The sequence below is a fragment of the Tepidicaulis sp. genome, from assembly GCF_965222285.1.
GTDB lineage: Bacteria > Pseudomonadota > Alphaproteobacteria > Parvibaculales > Parvibaculaceae > Tepidicaulis.
The window spans coordinates 2,942,244-2,956,891 of the sequence record NZ_OZ244942.1; the positions used below are offsets into that span (position 1 = coordinate 2,942,244).

At 61.2% G+C, this 14,648-nt stretch carries 12 protein-coding genes; 3 read left to right on the plus strand and 9 right to left on the minus strand.

Annotated features, from left to right (window positions below):
* Positions 1–16 precede the first annotated feature (16 nt).
* Entirely contained in the window at positions 17–1,954 is a 1,938-nt protein-coding gene (cobT, locus tag ACOQOT_RS14065) for a cobaltochelatase subunit CobT (RefSeq protein WP_420559817.1), read from the plus strand.
* Positions 1,955–1,960: 6 nt separating this feature from the next.
* Here cobT and ACOQOT_RS14070 read toward each other — a convergent pair whose 3' ends face one another.
* Positions 1,961–2,584, minus strand: a complete 624-nt coding sequence (locus ACOQOT_RS14070; protein WP_420559818.1) for a helix-turn-helix transcriptional regulator — start codon at positions 2,582–2,584, stop codon at positions 1,961–1,963.
* Between the two features lie 135 nt (positions 2,585–2,719).
* On the opposite strand from ACOQOT_RS14070, the gene ACOQOT_RS14075 reads away from it, so the two are divergent.
* Both ACOQOT_RS14075 and ACOQOT_RS14080 read left to right on the plus strand, forming a co-directional pair.
* Positions 2,720–3,928, plus strand: coding sequence for an MFS transporter (locus ACOQOT_RS14075; RefSeq protein ID WP_420559819.1), 1,209 nt, complete (start codon positions 2,720–2,722; stop codon positions 3,926–3,928).
* 127 nt (positions 3,929–4,055) lie between these two features.
* A complete protein-coding gene (locus ACOQOT_RS14080; protein WP_420559820.1) occupies positions 4,056–5,102 on the plus strand; it encodes an esterase-like activity of phytase family protein in 1,047 nt (348 codons plus the stop codon).
* 6 nt (positions 5,103–5,108) lie between these two features.
* Here ACOQOT_RS14080 and ACOQOT_RS14085 read toward each other — a convergent pair whose 3' ends face one another.
* From ACOQOT_RS14085 to ACOQOT_RS14120, 8 genes are read right to left on the minus strand one after another with little or no spacing between them, the layout of a single operon-like run.
* Positions 5,109–5,663, minus strand: coding sequence for a GNAT family N-acetyltransferase (locus ACOQOT_RS14085; protein WP_420559821.1), 555 nt, complete (start codon positions 5,661–5,663; stop codon positions 5,109–5,111).
* A gap of 10 nt (positions 5,664–5,673) precedes the next feature.
* A complete protein-coding gene (locus ACOQOT_RS14090) occupies positions 5,674–6,246 on the minus strand; it encodes a helix-turn-helix domain-containing protein (RefSeq protein ID WP_420559822.1) in 573 nt (190 codons plus the stop codon).
* A 60-nt stretch (positions 6,247–6,306) separates the two neighbouring features.
* Positions 6,307–7,422 (minus strand): ABC transporter permease, encoded by a 1,116-nt coding sequence (locus ACOQOT_RS14095; protein ID WP_420559823.1) that lies wholly within the window; start codon positions 7,420–7,422, stop codon positions 6,307–6,309.
* A 1-nt stretch (position 7,423) separates the two neighbouring features.
* A complete protein-coding gene (rbbA, locus tag ACOQOT_RS14100; protein WP_420559824.1) occupies positions 7,424–10,159 on the minus strand; it encodes a ribosome-associated ATPase/putative transporter RbbA in 2,736 nt (911 codons plus the stop codon).
* Between the two features lie 13 nt (positions 10,160–10,172).
* Positions 10,173–11,171: an HlyD family secretion protein gene (locus ACOQOT_RS14105; protein WP_420559825.1), complete on the minus strand. Its 999-nt coding sequence runs from the start codon at positions 11,169–11,171 to the stop codon at positions 10,173–10,175.
* A gap of 27 nt (positions 11,172–11,198) precedes the next feature.
* Positions 11,199–12,101: a carbamate kinase gene (gene arcC / locus ACOQOT_RS14110; RefSeq protein WP_420559826.1), complete on the minus strand. Its 903-nt coding sequence runs from the start codon at positions 12,099–12,101 to the stop codon at positions 11,199–11,201.
* A complete protein-coding gene (gene aguA / locus ACOQOT_RS14115; RefSeq protein ID WP_420559827.1) occupies positions 12,098–13,198 on the minus strand; it encodes an agmatine deiminase in 1,101 nt (366 codons plus the stop codon). Before aguA ends, arcC begins: the two co-directional genes overlap by 4 nt.
* A 20-nt stretch (positions 13,199–13,218) precedes the next feature.
* A complete protein-coding gene (locus ACOQOT_RS14120; RefSeq protein WP_420559828.1) occupies positions 13,219–14,631 on the minus strand; it encodes an APC family permease in 1,413 nt (470 codons plus the stop codon).
* Positions 14,632–14,648 lie beyond the last annotated feature (17 nt).

The following is a 14,648-nucleotide window of genomic DNA, read 5'->3' on the forward strand; positions in this document are numbered from 1 at the left end:
CGGAAGCGGAATAGCCATGCCCGAAGAAAAAAGCCCGGTCGAACCGTTTAAGCGCGCGCTGGTTTCGACCATGCGCACCATCGCGGAAACGGAAGAGCTGACGGTCACCTTCGGGACCGAACCCCCCGGCCTGCGCGGATTGCGCGCCCGCCTGCCCCTGCCGAGCCGCGAGCTCAATGCAGGAGAAGTCGCCGAACTGCGCGGCTTTTCCGATGCTTATGCGCTCCACCTTGCCCATCATGACGACAAGATCGGCAATGCCTATGAACCGCAAGGCGGCAATGCGCGCGCGATCTACGACGCTATGGAACAGGCCCGCTGCGAGGCGATCGGCGCCAATCAGATGTCGGGCATGGCCTCCAATCTGACCGCGGCGCTCGAAAAACGCATCAAGACCCGCGGCTACGACAAAATTACCAATAAAGACGAAGCCCCGCTGGCCGAGGCCGTGGCGCTGATGGTGCGCGAAAAGCTGACCGGCGCCGCCGTGCCGGAAGGCGCGCGCGCCCTGGTCGATTTCTGGCGCGAGTGGGTCGATGAAAAAGCCGGCAAAGACATGGCCCGCCTTGCCGAGGCCGCCGAGGATCAGCGTGCCTTTGCCCGCGTTACCCGCGATATTCTGACCGATCTCGACATGGCCGATGAGCTGGGCGAAAGCCCGGACCAGTCGGATGAAAGCGAAGAAGGCCAGGAAGAGGGCGAGGAACAGCAATCCGATCAGTCCCAGGCCGGCGAGGCCGAACAGCCCGAAGGCATGAGCGCGGAGGAGATGGAAATCTCCGAAGGCGAAGGCGAGGAAGGCGAAGGGGAAATGGTCGAGATCGACGCGGACGATGTGCCGGTCGATGGCGAGGAATCGGACGAGACCGCCGAAGGCAACCAGCCCTGGCGCCCCGACAATGCGCCCTCTCAGACCCGCGAGCCCGATTACAAGATTTTCACCGCGCAATATGACGAAGTAATCGCCGCCGAAGATCTGTGCGACCAGGAAGAACTGGCGCGGCTGCGTCAATATCTCGATCAGCAATTGCAGCAATTGCACGGCGTCGTCTCGCGCCTTGCCAACCGCCTGCAGCGCCGCTTGATGGCGAAGCAGAACCGGACCTGGGAATTCGATCTTGAGGAAGGCATTCTGGATGCCGCGCGCCTGACCCGCGTCGTCATCGATCCCATGCATTCGCTTTCCTACAAGATGGAACACGACATGAATTTCCGGGACACGGTGGTCACCCTGCTCCTGGACAATTCCGGCTCCATGCGCGGGCGGCCCATCACGGTGGCTGCGCTCTGCGCCGACATTCTGGCCCGCACGCTGGAGCGCTGCGGCGTGAAGGTGGAGATCCTCGGTTTTACGACCCGCGCCTGGAAAGGCGGCCAGTCGCGCGAGCGCTGGCTCTCGGAAGGCAAGCCCTCCAATCCGGGCCGCCTCAACGACCTGCGCCATATCGTCTATAAATCCGCCGACAGCCCCTGGCGCCGGGCCCGGCGCAATCTCGGTCTGATGATGCGCGAGGGTCTTCTGAAAGAGAATATCGACGGCGAGGCGCTGATCTGGGCGCATAACCGCCTCCTCGCCCGGCCCGAACAGCGCCGCATCATGATGGTCATCTCGGACGGCGCGCCGGTGGACGATTCCACGCTATCGGTGAACGCGGGCAATTATCTCGAGCGCCATCTGCGCCGGGTGATCGAGGAAATCGAAAGCCATTCGCCGGTCGAGCTTCTGGCCATCGGCATCGGCCATGACGTGACGCGCTATTACCGCCGCGCCGTTACCATTGTGGATGCCGAACAGCTTGGCGGCGCGATGACCGACAAACTGGCCGAGCTTTTCGATGAAGAAGCCGGCGCTGCCCAGCGCAGCGCCGGCCGCAGCAGCGTGCTCAATCCGAAAGCTGCCCAGAAAGCAACGATGGGCGGCGGGGCAAAAACCAGCGCCGGCGCCCGCCGCTAGAAGCCTTTAGTCCGGCATAATCCGGTAGGCACAGCGCCGCCCGCCTTCCAAGAGATAATCGGTGCGGGCAACGGTAACGCCCTCGCCCAGCACTTCTTCGAAAAGATGCAATTCGGCCCGGCAAAAGCCCTGGCAGAAAGAGGCGGCGGCGCAAATCGGGCAATGGTCTTCGATCAGAAGAAAGCTGCCGTCGGGCGCTTTCTCGGCCCGCGCCATATACCCTTCCTCGGCCCGAAGCACGGCGAGTTTTTCCACCCGCGCCTCAAGCGTTGCGCATGTAGCAAGCGCCGCGCCGTAACTCTCCTTGGCGCTCCGCTCGCGCTTGTCGATGAGCCGGCCAAGCCCTTCTTCCCCGTAAAGCTCGCGCACCGAAGAAAGCAGATCCAGCGTCAAGTCCGAATGGCGGTCGGGAAAGCGGCCATGGCCTTTATCGGTGAGCTGCCAGGCCTGTTTCGGCCGGCCCACCCCCTCGCGCCGTTCGAAGGAGGCAACGAGCCCCTCCTCTTCCAGCTTCTTTAAATGCTGGCGCGCGCCCATGCCCGTCATGCCGAGCGCCGCGCCAAGGGTCTGCGCGTTCTGCGGGCCCCGCGTTTTGAGCAGATAAAGAAGATCGTCGGCACGCACGCTCATGAGGGTGTCTTCTCCAATTTGGAAAGCTCATCCGGAGATTTTATTCATTTGAAATTAGTAGCTTGGATAAATCAGGTTGACAATCATTTTTTATAAACATATTACTTTATAAAATAATGAAGGACGGATCGCGTCATGCCCCTTTCCCCTGAAAATGAACCGGTTCCCGTCCTTGCCGAGGTCCTTTCCCCGCGCCAGCGCTTCTTCAGTCTGGCCGCCGTGATTTGGGCCATGGCCATGGTGACTTTCATCATCGGCCTGACCTTTCCCTTTCTCGCCCTGCTCCTAGAACGCCAGGGCGTCAGTACGGCCATGATCGGCTACTCCACCGCCGTGCAGGGCATGGCGATCCTCTTCATCGCGCCTTTCGCGCCCCGCCTTATCGCCTTCATGGGGCCGAACTGGAGCATGGCGATCGGCATGGGCGGCTCGGCCTTCATTCTCGCTCTCTTGCCGCTCTGGCCGGATGTCTGGGTCTGGTTTCCGCTACGCTTTGCCCTTGGCGCCGTCTCGAGCCTCCTGTGGATCGCCAGCGAAGCCTGGATCAATTCCGTGGCGCAGGAGGAAACCCGCGGCCGCGTCGTCTCCATCTATTCCATTGCAGGGGCCGCCGGCTTCACGATGGGCCCCGCCATGCTCACGCTTATCGGCACGGAAACGAACCTGCCCTTCCTCATCGCGGTAACGGCGCTTGCCCTTCCCTGCCTGCCGCTGCTGCTCGCCCCGACAGCCGGGATCGCCTTCGAGAAAACACAGAAAGGCGGCTGGGGCCGCGTTCTGGCGCTGGCGCCTGCCCCCATTCTCATCACCTTCATTTTCGCCGGTTCCGAAGAAGCGCTACACACGTTCTTTGCGATTTTCACCATGGAGCTGGGGGAAGGCGAGACGCTGGCACTGCGCCTCATCGCAGCGCTCGGCTTCGGCGGCATCGTGCTCGGCTATCCCATCGGCTGGCTCGCCGATCACGTCAACCGCCTGAACCTCCTTATTCTCCTGACGCTGACTATCTTTGCAGCCATTCTTGCCGTGCCGCAGATCTTCAACATCTACCCGCTGAATTACATCTACTTCCTCCTGCTCGGCGGGATCATGGGCGGCACCTATACGGTCGGCATGACCTTGCTCGGTGAGCGCTTCGAAGGCGCGGACCTCGTCACCGCCAGCACCATGACCACGACCTTCTGGGGCGTCGGCGCCGTGGCAGGGCCCAGCCTAGCGGGCCAAAGCATGGGGGTGATCGGCCCGAACGGGCTCATCTTCGCCATTTGCTTCGTCATTCTTCTTTATCTGCCCTTTCCGTTCTGGGAACGGTGGCGCCTTTTGCGCCGCAGCGCCCGGACATGACGGGACGGGCACGCTGCACCCCCTGCCGCAGCACTCCCGTCCCGTCATAAAGGCCCTTCATAAAACCGAGCTTGTTCATTTGCTCTGCATGCCTATTATGCCCGTCTCACCATTCAGGGAGGATGAGATGGGGGAGCGCGTGCCGGAAAAGGCCGGGCGGCAGTTTTGGCGTGCCGGGTTTTTCTTCGTCGGTCTGGGCCTTGCCGCGGCCTTCTATGGCGGCTTCACGCTTTTCGCGGGCAACATGCCTGAGGAAGAAGCCGCTGCGCTATCCGTCACGGCCTCGCCGGTGCTTTGGAACCCGGATGATTGGGAAGAAAAACAGACCGGCAAGTTGCGCTTCATTGCCGGGCTCGAACTTTCATCGGACAACCCGGACTTCGGCGGTCTTTCCGGCCTCTGGATTTCCCCCGATGGGGCGGCGCTCCTGGCCGTCACCGATCAGGGCAACTGGCTGAGCGCGCGGCCCGTTCATACCGGTATTGCCCTTTCGGCGCTGGAGGCGGCGCGTCTTGCCCCCTTACGCGGGCCGGACGGACAGGCACTGGAGGGAAAAGCCATGCAGGACGCCGAAGGCCTTGCCCTTGGCGGCACCCTTGCCTGTGTGAGCTTTGAACGCGTACACCGCATTTCCTGTTACACGCACGAGGAGGGGGCGATCGGGCCTTATGCGGCGAACATAGACATCGGCACGCTGAAAGAGACCTTGCCCTTAAACGGCGGGCTTGAGGCATTGGCCATCCTGCCAGGCAAGGAAACGCCGCCTGCCCTTCTCGCCATCGGTGAGAAAGCGGGTGATGACGGTACTATGCCCGCCGCCTTTCTTTCCGCTGCAGGTGTAAAAACCACCGCCATCGGGGAAAAAGAACCCTTCTCCATCACCGATGCCGCCTTCACCGCAAAAGGCGACCTCATTCTTCTGGAACGCCGTTACAGCCCGCTTTCCGGCGTCGGCTTGCGCCTGCGCCGGATAAAGGCGGGCGCTCTCAACGAAGAAGGACCGCTCGCAGGCGAAGAACTCCTCAATGTCGGCCAGTCCTACACGATCGATAACATGGAAGGCCTCGCCATCCGCGAGACGGCGGAAGGGCGCCTCTTTCTCTATCTCATCTCCGACGACAATTTCAGCGCCGCCCAGCACACCCTGCTCTTGCAGTTCGAGCTGATCGAGTGAGGCGCACTACGAGGCGGGCAGCAACGGTGCGAGCTTCTTGAACATGAACGTCGTCGCATCGAGCCGGGGCGTGGCGGCATCGCGGCAATAGCCGGGGATGCGGCCAGCGGTTTCATAGCCGAGCGAAGCATAGAGCGGTTCGGCCTTATCGCCGCTGCGCGTGTCGAGCGTTAGGAGTGTGCGGCCTTGCGCCAGTGCTGCGTCTTCGAGCGCCAGCATGAGGGCACGCGCCGTGCCGCGCCGGCGCCCATCCGGGTGCACCATCAGCTTGTTGACATCCGCCCTGTGGCGCTGATTGGGAAGCGTGGCGCAGCCGAGCTGAACGCTGCCGCCGATACGCCCTTCTGCCAGAGCCACCCACAAAAACCGCGTGCCTTCATAAAGACCGGGCAGGACATGGCGGCGCCAGAAGTCTTCGGCTTCTTCTTGAGAGAAAGGCAGCACGAAACCGATGCTTGCACCATCCAGAACGCAGGCATGAAGCAGCGCACCAAGTTCCGGCACGGCTCTTTCAGCCTCTGCGGCAGAAAGGCGGGTGATGGAAAGTGCCGGCTGCTGCATCCCGCGCTCCCTAAACGAGAAAGAGAATATAGCGAGCACCCTCGCCTGCCGGTGTTTCAAAAGAGCTCGCCCCGAAAAGCCGGTAGCGCAAGCTGTCGCCGGGAGAAAGCGTATGGACCGTCTCATCCAACCTCACGGTGAGCTTGCCCTCACGCATCAGCAAATGATGTTCGAGGCCGGGGCGCGGCGGCGCGCTGTAGGCGATGTGCGCACCGGGCGCCAGAACGCACTCCACCGCCTCCCCCGACAGTGCCTCGGCAGGCGGTGACAGCGAGCGGCGGGTGAAGCCGATCTCGGCATCTTTCCAAACAGGCTGGTCGGCCGGGCGCAGCAGCGGCGTATACCCAGCTTCCGCCATCATCATCAGCCGTGACATGGGCAGACCGTATACCGCGCAAAGCTTGCCGAGCACCGCGGCGCTGGCGCTTACCTCGGCTTTTTCCAGCCGGGATAAAGTGGCGCGGCTCACCTCGCTGCGCTTTGCGAGCTCATCGAGTGACCAGCCGCGCGCAGCGCGCAGCTCCTTCAACCGTGCGGCAATGCGGCTGTCGATTGTCTCAGGCCTGTCTGCGTTTTCTCTCATATAAGAGAATATCTCTCATATACAAGAAACTGTCAATCCCGGATCAGAGCGTGCGCCCCCTCAAACCACCGCCTTGCGGAAGCGCACGACACTAACCGAGAAGAAAGCAAGGCCCAGCGCGGTAATAGCGGCGAATTCCGGCCAGACGATATCGAAACCTGCCCCGCGAAAGAGGATTGCCTGCGAAATGCTGACGAAATGGCGCGAGGCCAAAAGAAGCGTCATAGGCTGAAGCCAGTCAGGTTGGCTTTCGATGGGGGAGAAGCTGCCGGAAAGCATGTTCATCGGCAGGATGATCAGAATGATCAAAAGGCCGAGCTGCGGCATGGAGCGCGTGAAGGTACCGAGAAACACCCCGAAGGACGCCGCGAAGAAGATATAAAGCGCAGTGCCTGCAAGAAAGAGCGGCATGGAGCCGGAAAACGGCACCCCCAGCACACCCCTGACCAGCAGGAAAAGCGACAAGGTTGCCGCCACGAAAATGACAAGCCCGTTCGCCCAGATTTTCGCCGAGAGAATTTCAAGCGGTGTGAGCGGCATGACGAGAAGATGCTCGACGGTGCCATGCTCGCGCTCGCGGATAAGCGCCGAACCTGTCAGGATGATTGCAAGCATCGTCAGCATATCGATGATACCGGCGATAGCGGCAAACCATTCCGATGTAAGGTTTGGGTTAAAGGCATAGCGCGTTTCAAGCCGCACCGGCAGGACGCTTTCGGCCGGCGGCTGCTTGAGAAAGCGGCGTATCTCATCCCTAATGATATTTTGAATATAGGCCGCGCCGATCTGCGCCTGCATGACGGCGGTCGCATCGATGTTCACCTGCACGGCAGGCCGCCGCCCGGCGATGATATCGGCCTCGAAATTCGGCGGAATATCGATGACGAACATGTAGCGCCCGCTATCCATATGCTCGTCGATCTCGGCAACCGCGATCGGCTGCGGCTCCTTGAAATAAGGCGGAAAGAACGCCTCGCCGATACGCTCGGAAAGGATGGACCTGTCCTCGTCCGCAATGGCAATGGCCGCATTGTGGACATCCGCCGATATGCCCGTCGCCATGGAGTAAATGGCAAAACTAAAGGCATAGATCACGAAGAAGAACAGCACCTTGTCATGGAAGAGCGAGCGCAATTCCTTGAGACCGAGCCGGTAGATGTTTTGCAGACGCTCCATCTCACCGCCCCTGTTTTTTGAGGAAAAAGAGGCTGAGCGCGGTGAGCACCGGCACGAAGAGACTAAGAAGCGCGGTGTGAGGGAGAAGCTGCCCGAAATCGAGCGCCTTGGTAAAAGCGCCCACACTCACCTTGACGAAATAGCTCGCCGGCCAGAGATCGCCGATCACCCGCCCCGCCCCCTCGAGCGTTGCCACCGGCTGCAGCATGCCGGAAAAATGCAGCGTGGGGGTCATGGTCAATACGCCCACCGCTACAAGCGCAGCGATCTGCGTGCGGGTAAATGAGGAAACAAGAAAGCCGATGCCCGTCGTCGCGGTTACGTAAACGAGGGCGCTGAGCGCGAGCCCCGCAAAACTGCCTTTCATGGGAATGGCGAAGATGAAAACCGCCATTAAAAAGAGAATGACGAAATTGATCATCGAAATGGCGATGTAAACCACTTGTTTGCCGGCCAGAAACTCCATGCGCGTTACCGGCGTCACATAGAAATTCGTGATCGTGCCGAGCTCCTTTTCCCGCACCACGCTCAGCGCCATGAGAATGGCGGGAATGAAAAGCAGAAGAAACGGCACCATGGCAGGCACCATGGCGTAGACGCTGCGGAAATCCTGATTGTAGCGGTAGCGCATCTCGATATCGGCCGACCCGAAGCGCAACTCCTGCCCATAGACCCGCCGGGACATGTCGGCGAGATAGGTTAGATGCAGCCCTTGCACATAGCCGCCGATCGTCTCCCCGCGAAACGGCATGGCTCCGTCTACCCAGACCGATACCTCCGTCTGATGACCCCGCCGCAAGTCCTTTCCAAAGCCAGGCGGGATTTCGATTACCAGCGCAATGTCGTTGCTCTTCAGGCGTACGTCGAGCTCCGCATGGCTTGCAAGCGGCGCCTGCTCGAGGAAGTAGCGTGAGCCGCCATAGCCTTCCAGATAGGTGCGGCTTTCCGGCGTGCGGTCATTGTCCAGTACCGCATAGCGCAAATCCTCCACATCCGTGGAAATACCGTAAGCCAGCACCACCATCAAAATAGCCGTGCCGAGAAAAGCCACGGTCAGGCGGATCGGATCACGCCAAAGTTCCATCGCTTCCCTGTAGGCATAGGCGGTGAACCGCCGCCGGCTCCGCGTGAAGGCGCTCTCGCGGCACCCGGCTTGCCTTTCCTCTCCGGCAGAGACGTCATGCTGCAGCTGGCCGTCCCCTTCGCTCAAACTGGGGCGTACTTCTTTCAGATAACCGATAAAGGCATCCTCGAGACTTTCCGCCCCCTGCCGTTTCATAAGAGCCGCCGGTGTTTCAACGGCAAGCACGCGGCCTGCATCCATGAAGGAAAGCCGGTCGCAGCGCTCCGCCTCATTCATGAAATGAGTGGAGATAAAAATCGTCACGCCTTCATTGCGCGATAGATCGACCAGGATTTCCCAGAACCTGTTCCGGGCAACAGGATCGACCCCGGAAGTCGGCTCATCGAGAATAAGGATTTCAGGCGCATGCACGACGGCCACCGCGAGAGAAAGACGCTGGCGCACGCCGAGCGGCAATTTCTCCGCCATTTCCTCTGCATAATTTTCAAGATCGAAGCGCTGAATGAGCTCGGCAATGCGCGCTTCCATCCGCTCCCGCGGCAGATGAAAAAGCCGGGCATGAAGATCGAGGTTCTGGCGCACTGTCAGCTCCGTATAGAGCGAGAAGGACTGCGACATGAACCCCACGCGCTTTCGGTTCTCCAGATTGCGGCCGTCCACCGCCTCCCCGAAAAGCCGGGCGCTGCCTTCGCTCGGCGGCAGAAGGCCCGTCAGCATTTTCATCGTGGTCGTCTTGCCGCAGCCATTCGGGCCTACGAACCCGAAAATCTCTCCCCGCTCGATGCGGAAATCGGCATGATCCACCGCCGTGAAATCGCCAAACCGCCGGGTGAGCCCGCGCGCCTCGATGGCGATCTCTCCTTCCCCTTCCGGACGGGGCGGTACATTAAGCGCCTCATGCCCGCGCCGCACCGCTTCGGGCAGCAGCGCAACGAAAGCCTGCTCAAGATCTTCCGCGCCCGTCTGCGTCTTGATCTCATCGGGCGTGCCTTCGGCCAGCATCTTGCCGTCATTCATGGCAAAGAGCCGGTCGAAATCTTCGGCTTCTTCCATATAGGCCGTTGCGACAAGCACGCTCATTTCCGGGCGCTGGCGGCGGATCCGCGCGATAAGATCCCAGAACTGAAGCCGGGAAAGCGGATCGACGCCCGTCGTCGGTTCATCAAGGATCAGAAGATCGGGATCGTGGATAAGCGCGCAGCAAAGGCCGAGTTTCTGCTTCATGCCGCCCGAAAGCTTGCCTGCCGGACGGTCCGGAAAGGGATCGAGCCCCGTGGCTTTGAGAAGATCTTCGATGCGCCGCGTCCGCTCTGCCCTTGGCAGCCCGAAGAGCCGGCCGAAGAAATCCAGGTTCTCGAAGACGGAGAGGCTGGCATAAAGATTCTTGCCGAGCCCCTGCGGCATATAGGCGATCCGGGGCATGACCTTGCGCCGGTGCCGGCCCCGCGCCATGTCCCCGCCGAGCACCTGCACGGAGCCGGCTTGAATCTTGACCGCGCCTGCAACGAGGCCGAGCAGGGTCGATTTACCGACCCCGTCCGGGCCGATCACGCCTGCCATGCAACCCGAGGGCAGTTCGAGCGTGATGCCGTCAAGCGCCGCCGTGCCGTTATAGGCATGATGGACACCGGAAAGCCGCACGACGCTGCTCATGCTTTGCCCCGCGCTATTCGGGCAGGCGGACGGCAAGATCGTCCGGCCAGGCCATGGTGCCGTCGAGTTTTACATAAGCAACGCCGGGCAGACCCGTTTTCACCTGCGTCATATATTGATTAAGCAGCTCGCGCGGTATCCGCACCTTGACGCGGAACATCAGTTTCTCGCGCTCGGAGCGCGTTTCGACTTCCTTCGGCGTAAACTGCGCCTGAGCAGAAACGAAAGAAACATGCGCGGGCACCACATAATCAGGGGCCGCATCGAGAATGATGCGCGCTTCCCCGCCGATCGCCACACGCCCCGCCTCTGTTGTGGGCAGAAAGATGGTCATATAGACATCCGTCACATCGAGCAGCGTCAGCACCTTGCCGCCGCCTGCCAGCACTTCCCCGGGCTCCGCCAGCCGGTAAAGCACCCGGCCCGGCGTGGGCGCAGTAAGCGCGGTTTCCTTCAATTGCGCGTTCAGCCTGTCGAGATTGGCCATGGCGGACAGCACGGCTTCCTGCGCATTTCCGAGCCCGGCTTTGCCTTGATCGAGTGCGGCTTTTGCGGCATCGCGCGCGGTGCGGCGCTGGTCGACCCGCTCTTGGGAAACATGGCCCTTGCCGAACAGAATAAGCGCGCGCTCGAGTTCCTTCTCAGCAAGACTCAGCTCGCTTTCCAATCTGGCGATCTGCGCTTCTGCTTCGCTGCGCACCTGCTTCAAGCGCCGGATTTCCGCCTCCGCTTGCCGGATTTGCGCTTGCAGCTCCTCGGTATCCATGCGCGCCAGAAGCTGCCCGGCCTCCACCATGTCGCCTTCATCGACGAATATCTCGGAGACGCGGCCGGCATATTTCGTGGCGATATCGGTCTCATCGGCCTCGATACGCCCATTGCCCCAGGCAATGCCTTCAGGAACGGTGTTCCGGCTTTCAAGCCACCAGTAAATGCCGCCCGCCACGGCAAGCGCGGCGATAACAAGCGCCGCGATGAGCCATTTGTTCAACCCGTTCGTCAACCTACTCAACCTTCCCGTCTTAAATGCCAGTCCGCCTCACGGCAGAATTTGCGTGCCTGCCGTGCCATCCGCTACCGATGCGGCTTCTTTCAGACTGCCGATCGCGGCAGGCCGTCCCGTCTCTTCCACGAACCGGCACACCGCATCGACCTTAGGCCCCATCGAGCCTTTGGCAAAGGGCATCGCCCGCAATTGGGCAGGATTAGCCTCCGCGATCTTGCGCGCACTTGCCATCCCCCAGCCCTCATAGACGGCATCGACATCGGTCAGGATGATCAGCCGGTCCGCCTCAAGTTTTGTGGCAAGCAGGGAAGCAGCAAGGTCTTTGTCGATCACCGCTTCCACTCCGCGGGTTTGCCCTTTCGCCCCCACAATCACGGGCACGCCGCCCCCGCCCGCGCAAATCACCAGCGCGCCTTCCTGTGCCAGCAAACGGATGGTCTGAAACTCCAGAATGTCCATAGGCTGCGGCGAAGGCACCACCCGGCGGAAATAATCGCCGTCCGCTGCCACCTGCCAGCCCCGCTCCTTTGCAAGCGCCTGGGCCTCGGCTTCGCTATAAACGGGGCCGATCGGTTTACTCGGCGCGCCGAAGGCAGGGTCTGCGGGATCGACCTGCGTCTGCGTGATCAGCGCCGCAACCTGCCGCTCCGGCATCACATTGCGCATTTCCTGTGCAATCACATAGCCGATCATGCCTTGAGATTCCGCTCCCAGCACATCGAGCGGAAAGGGCGGTGCTTCTTTAAAAGCTTCCCCTTCAAGCGCCAGCAAGCCCACCTGCGGCCCGTTACCATGCACAAGCACCATCTCATTGCCATCGGCAAGCTGCGCAAGGGCACCTGCGGCCCGCGCCATGTTGCGCCGCTGCGTCTCAGCGCTCAAAACCTCGCCCCGCTCCAGAAGCGCGTTCCCGCCTATGGCCACGACCACTCTCATGTGCGGCGCGCCGGTTGCTGCTGGGTGATGCAGTGAATGTTGCCGCCGCCCAGAAGGATTTCCCGCGCAGGCACCGGGATGATCCGCCTACCCGGGAATAGCGCGGCGAGCGCCTCCGCCGCCGGTCCGTCCTGCGGATCATCGAAAGAAGGCATCACCACCACGCCGTTGCCGATATAAAAATTGATATAGGACGCGGCCATGCGGTTGCCTGGCTGGCGGGGCAAGGTGCCCTCGATAGCATCGACACCGGAAGCCTCTTCCTCGCTAATGACCACCGGGGCAGGTTGATGGATCTTGTGAATGTCGAGCCTGCGGCCTTTCGCATCCCGCGCGGCGGACAGCCGCTTGAATGCATCGCGGCTGATTTCATATTGCGGATCGGACGTGTCATCGGTCCAGGTCAGGGCAACACAGCCCGGCTTGACGAAGCAGCATAAATTATCGACATGCCCGCTCGTCTCATCATTGAAAACACCGTCGCCGAGCCAGATAAACGTGTCGACATTCAGATAGTCGGAAAGGATCTTTTCGATATCTTCCCTTGAAAGACCAGGATTGCGGTTGGGGTTGAGCAGGCATTGCTCGGTCGTCAGCAACGTGCCCTCCCCGTCCACATGGATCGATCCGCCTTCCAGCGTGAGGGTTGCCCGGTACCGGTCCACGCGCTCGATCTCGGCGATCTTTTGCGGCACGATATCGTCCTGATCCCAGGGGAAATAGAGCCCGCCCCTGATGCCGCCCCAAGCGTTGAACTTCCAGTTGATGAGCCGCACGTCGCCCTTGCCATTGATCAGGAATGTCGGCCCGCAATCGCGCATCCAGGAATCATTATAGGTCATCTCCACGACGCGGATATGCGGCGGCAGCATGGAACGGGCATTCTGGAACTGACCGGGAGAAACCCCCATCGTCACCGGCTCGCCCTCGGCAATGGCGCTTGCCACGGCGGCAAAGGCATGCTGCGCCGGTTTCGCGCCGAGCCGCCAATTATCCGGTCGCTCCGGCCAGAGCATCCAGCAGCCCTCATGCGGCTCAAACTCGCCCGGCATGCGGAACCCGTCCGCCCGCGGGGTGCTTTCCAGTCTCCTGGTCATGAGCTTTTCTCTCTGCGCTGTCAGGTGCGCCGCGTACCCGCCTTTGAGCGGGAGATGAGCCATTCCCCGACAAGGAAAGTGACGACCACGCCTCCGACGATGGAGCCGGCATAGGTCATATCGAACTCGCCCGGCACATAGACGAAGAAGACGATCGCCTGCACGATGAAGGAAAGGCAGAGCAGTGTCAGTACCCAGGCCCCGGCTGTCCCGCCCGGCACCCGGTAGGGGCGCGGCCTGTCGGCATCGATCTTCCGCAGCCGCAAGAAGGCGGCGAACATGAAGAGATAGCAGAGCAGGAAGACGACGGAGGAGAACGCAAAGAGCGTCCAGAAGAGATCTTCCGCATCCGCCGCCATGAAGCCGTAAACCACGATGACAACCGTCGTCACCACGCCCGTGATGATCGCCGCATTTGCCGGCGTCTTATGCACGGGATGAAGCTTGGCAAAGGCCGGGTTGAGATCGCCGGCATGAGCTGCTTCCGCCGCCGAGCGGTTGGCACCCATTGTCCAGGTGACCATATTGGCAAGGAACGTATAGAGCGCCATGACACCGAGCAGCATCACGGCCGCGCCGCCGAGCCCTTCGGTGCCCAGAAGCTGATAGAGCGTGTCGATAATGCCTTCGATGAGACTGACTTCTTCCAGCGGCAGGGCAATGAGAATGCCGACCGTGCCGAGAAGGTAGAAAGCCGCGATCAAAAGCCCCGAAACGACGATGGCCCGGGGCACGTCTTTTGCCGGGTCGGTCATTTCCTCACTCGCCCCGGACATCAGCTCGAAGCCCATGAAGTTGTAGACAATGACCGGCAGGAAGGCGAGCGAGGCGCCCCAGCTCGGGCTCAGCGTTTCCAGAGTGATCGGATTGGCGACACCGTGATTGAAGGCGTAGAAGAAGCCGCCGAAGCCGATCACGCCCATGATCACCGCTTTGAAAATGGCGCCTACATTCGGCACCCATTTACCGACATCCAGCGTGATCATATTGACATAGACCGTCAGCCAGGTCAGGCCGATGGCAATGGCGATCTGCGGCCAAAGGCCGAGATCGGGGATGAAAAGCTGCGAGAAAATGCCCGCGAAGATCAGATAGACCGAGGGCTGCCAGAGCGCCACATTGATCCACCAGAGCCAGGCGGTCCGCCCGCCCCAGCGCCCGCCAAAAGCGCGCTGCACCCAGGCATAGATGCCGCCCTGATCCGGATAGGTGCTCCCGAGCTCCGCCGTGATCAGGCCATAGGGAATGAAAAAGAAGATCAGGGTAAATATCCACCAGAAGATCGACTGCACGCCGATCGAGGCCGATGCGGCAAGCTGGTCGATCACCAGGATCGCGCAGACCGTGAAGAGGGTCATATCGAGCCCCTTCAGAACACGCTTGAAGCCTTTCTTTGAGCCCGCCGGCGCGGCGGCCACATTTTCCTGTGACATGATTGCCTCCTTTATGG

Bases quoted from the DNA above. Each gene is read 5' to 3' on its own strand.
- cobT (WP_420559817.1), top strand. From the start codon at position 17: ATGCCCGAAGAAAAAAGCCCGGTCGAACCGTTTAAGCGCGCGCTGGTT.
- ACOQOT_RS14070 (WP_420559818.1), bottom strand. From the start codon at position 2,584: ATGAGCGTGCGTGCCGACGATCTTCTTTATCTGCTCAAAACGCGGGGC.
- ACOQOT_RS14075 (WP_420559819.1), top strand. From the start codon at position 2,720: ATGCCCCTTTCCCCTGAAAATGAACCGGTTCCCGTCCTTGCCGAGGTC.
- ACOQOT_RS14080 (WP_420559820.1), top strand. From the start codon at position 4,056: ATGGGGGAGCGCGTGCCGGAAAAGGCCGGGCGGCAGTTTTGGCGTGCC.
- ACOQOT_RS14085 (WP_420559821.1), bottom strand. From the start codon at position 5,663: ATGCAGCAGCCGGCACTTTCCATCACCCGCCTTTCTGCCGCAGAGGCT.
- ACOQOT_RS14090 (WP_420559822.1), bottom strand. From the start codon at position 6,246: ATGAGAGAAAACGCAGACAGGCCTGAGACAATCGACAGCCGCATTGCC.
- ACOQOT_RS14095 (WP_420559823.1), bottom strand. From the start codon at position 7,422: ATGGAGCGTCTGCAAAACATCTACCGGCTCGGTCTCAAGGAATTGCGC.
- rbbA (WP_420559824.1), bottom strand. From the start codon at position 10,159: ATGAGCAGCGTCGTGCGGCTTTCCGGTGTCCATCATGCCTATAACGGC.
- arcC (WP_420559826.1), bottom strand. From the start codon at position 12,101: ATGAGAGTGGTCGTGGCCATAGGCGGGAACGCGCTTCTGGAGCGGGGC.
- aguA (WP_420559827.1), bottom strand. From the start codon at position 13,198: ATGACCAGGAGACTGGAAAGCACCCCGCGGGCGGACGGGTTCCGCATG.
- ACOQOT_RS14120 (WP_420559828.1), bottom strand. From the start codon at position 14,631: ATGTCACAGGAAAATGTGGCCGCCGCGCCGGCGGGCTCAAAGAAAGGC.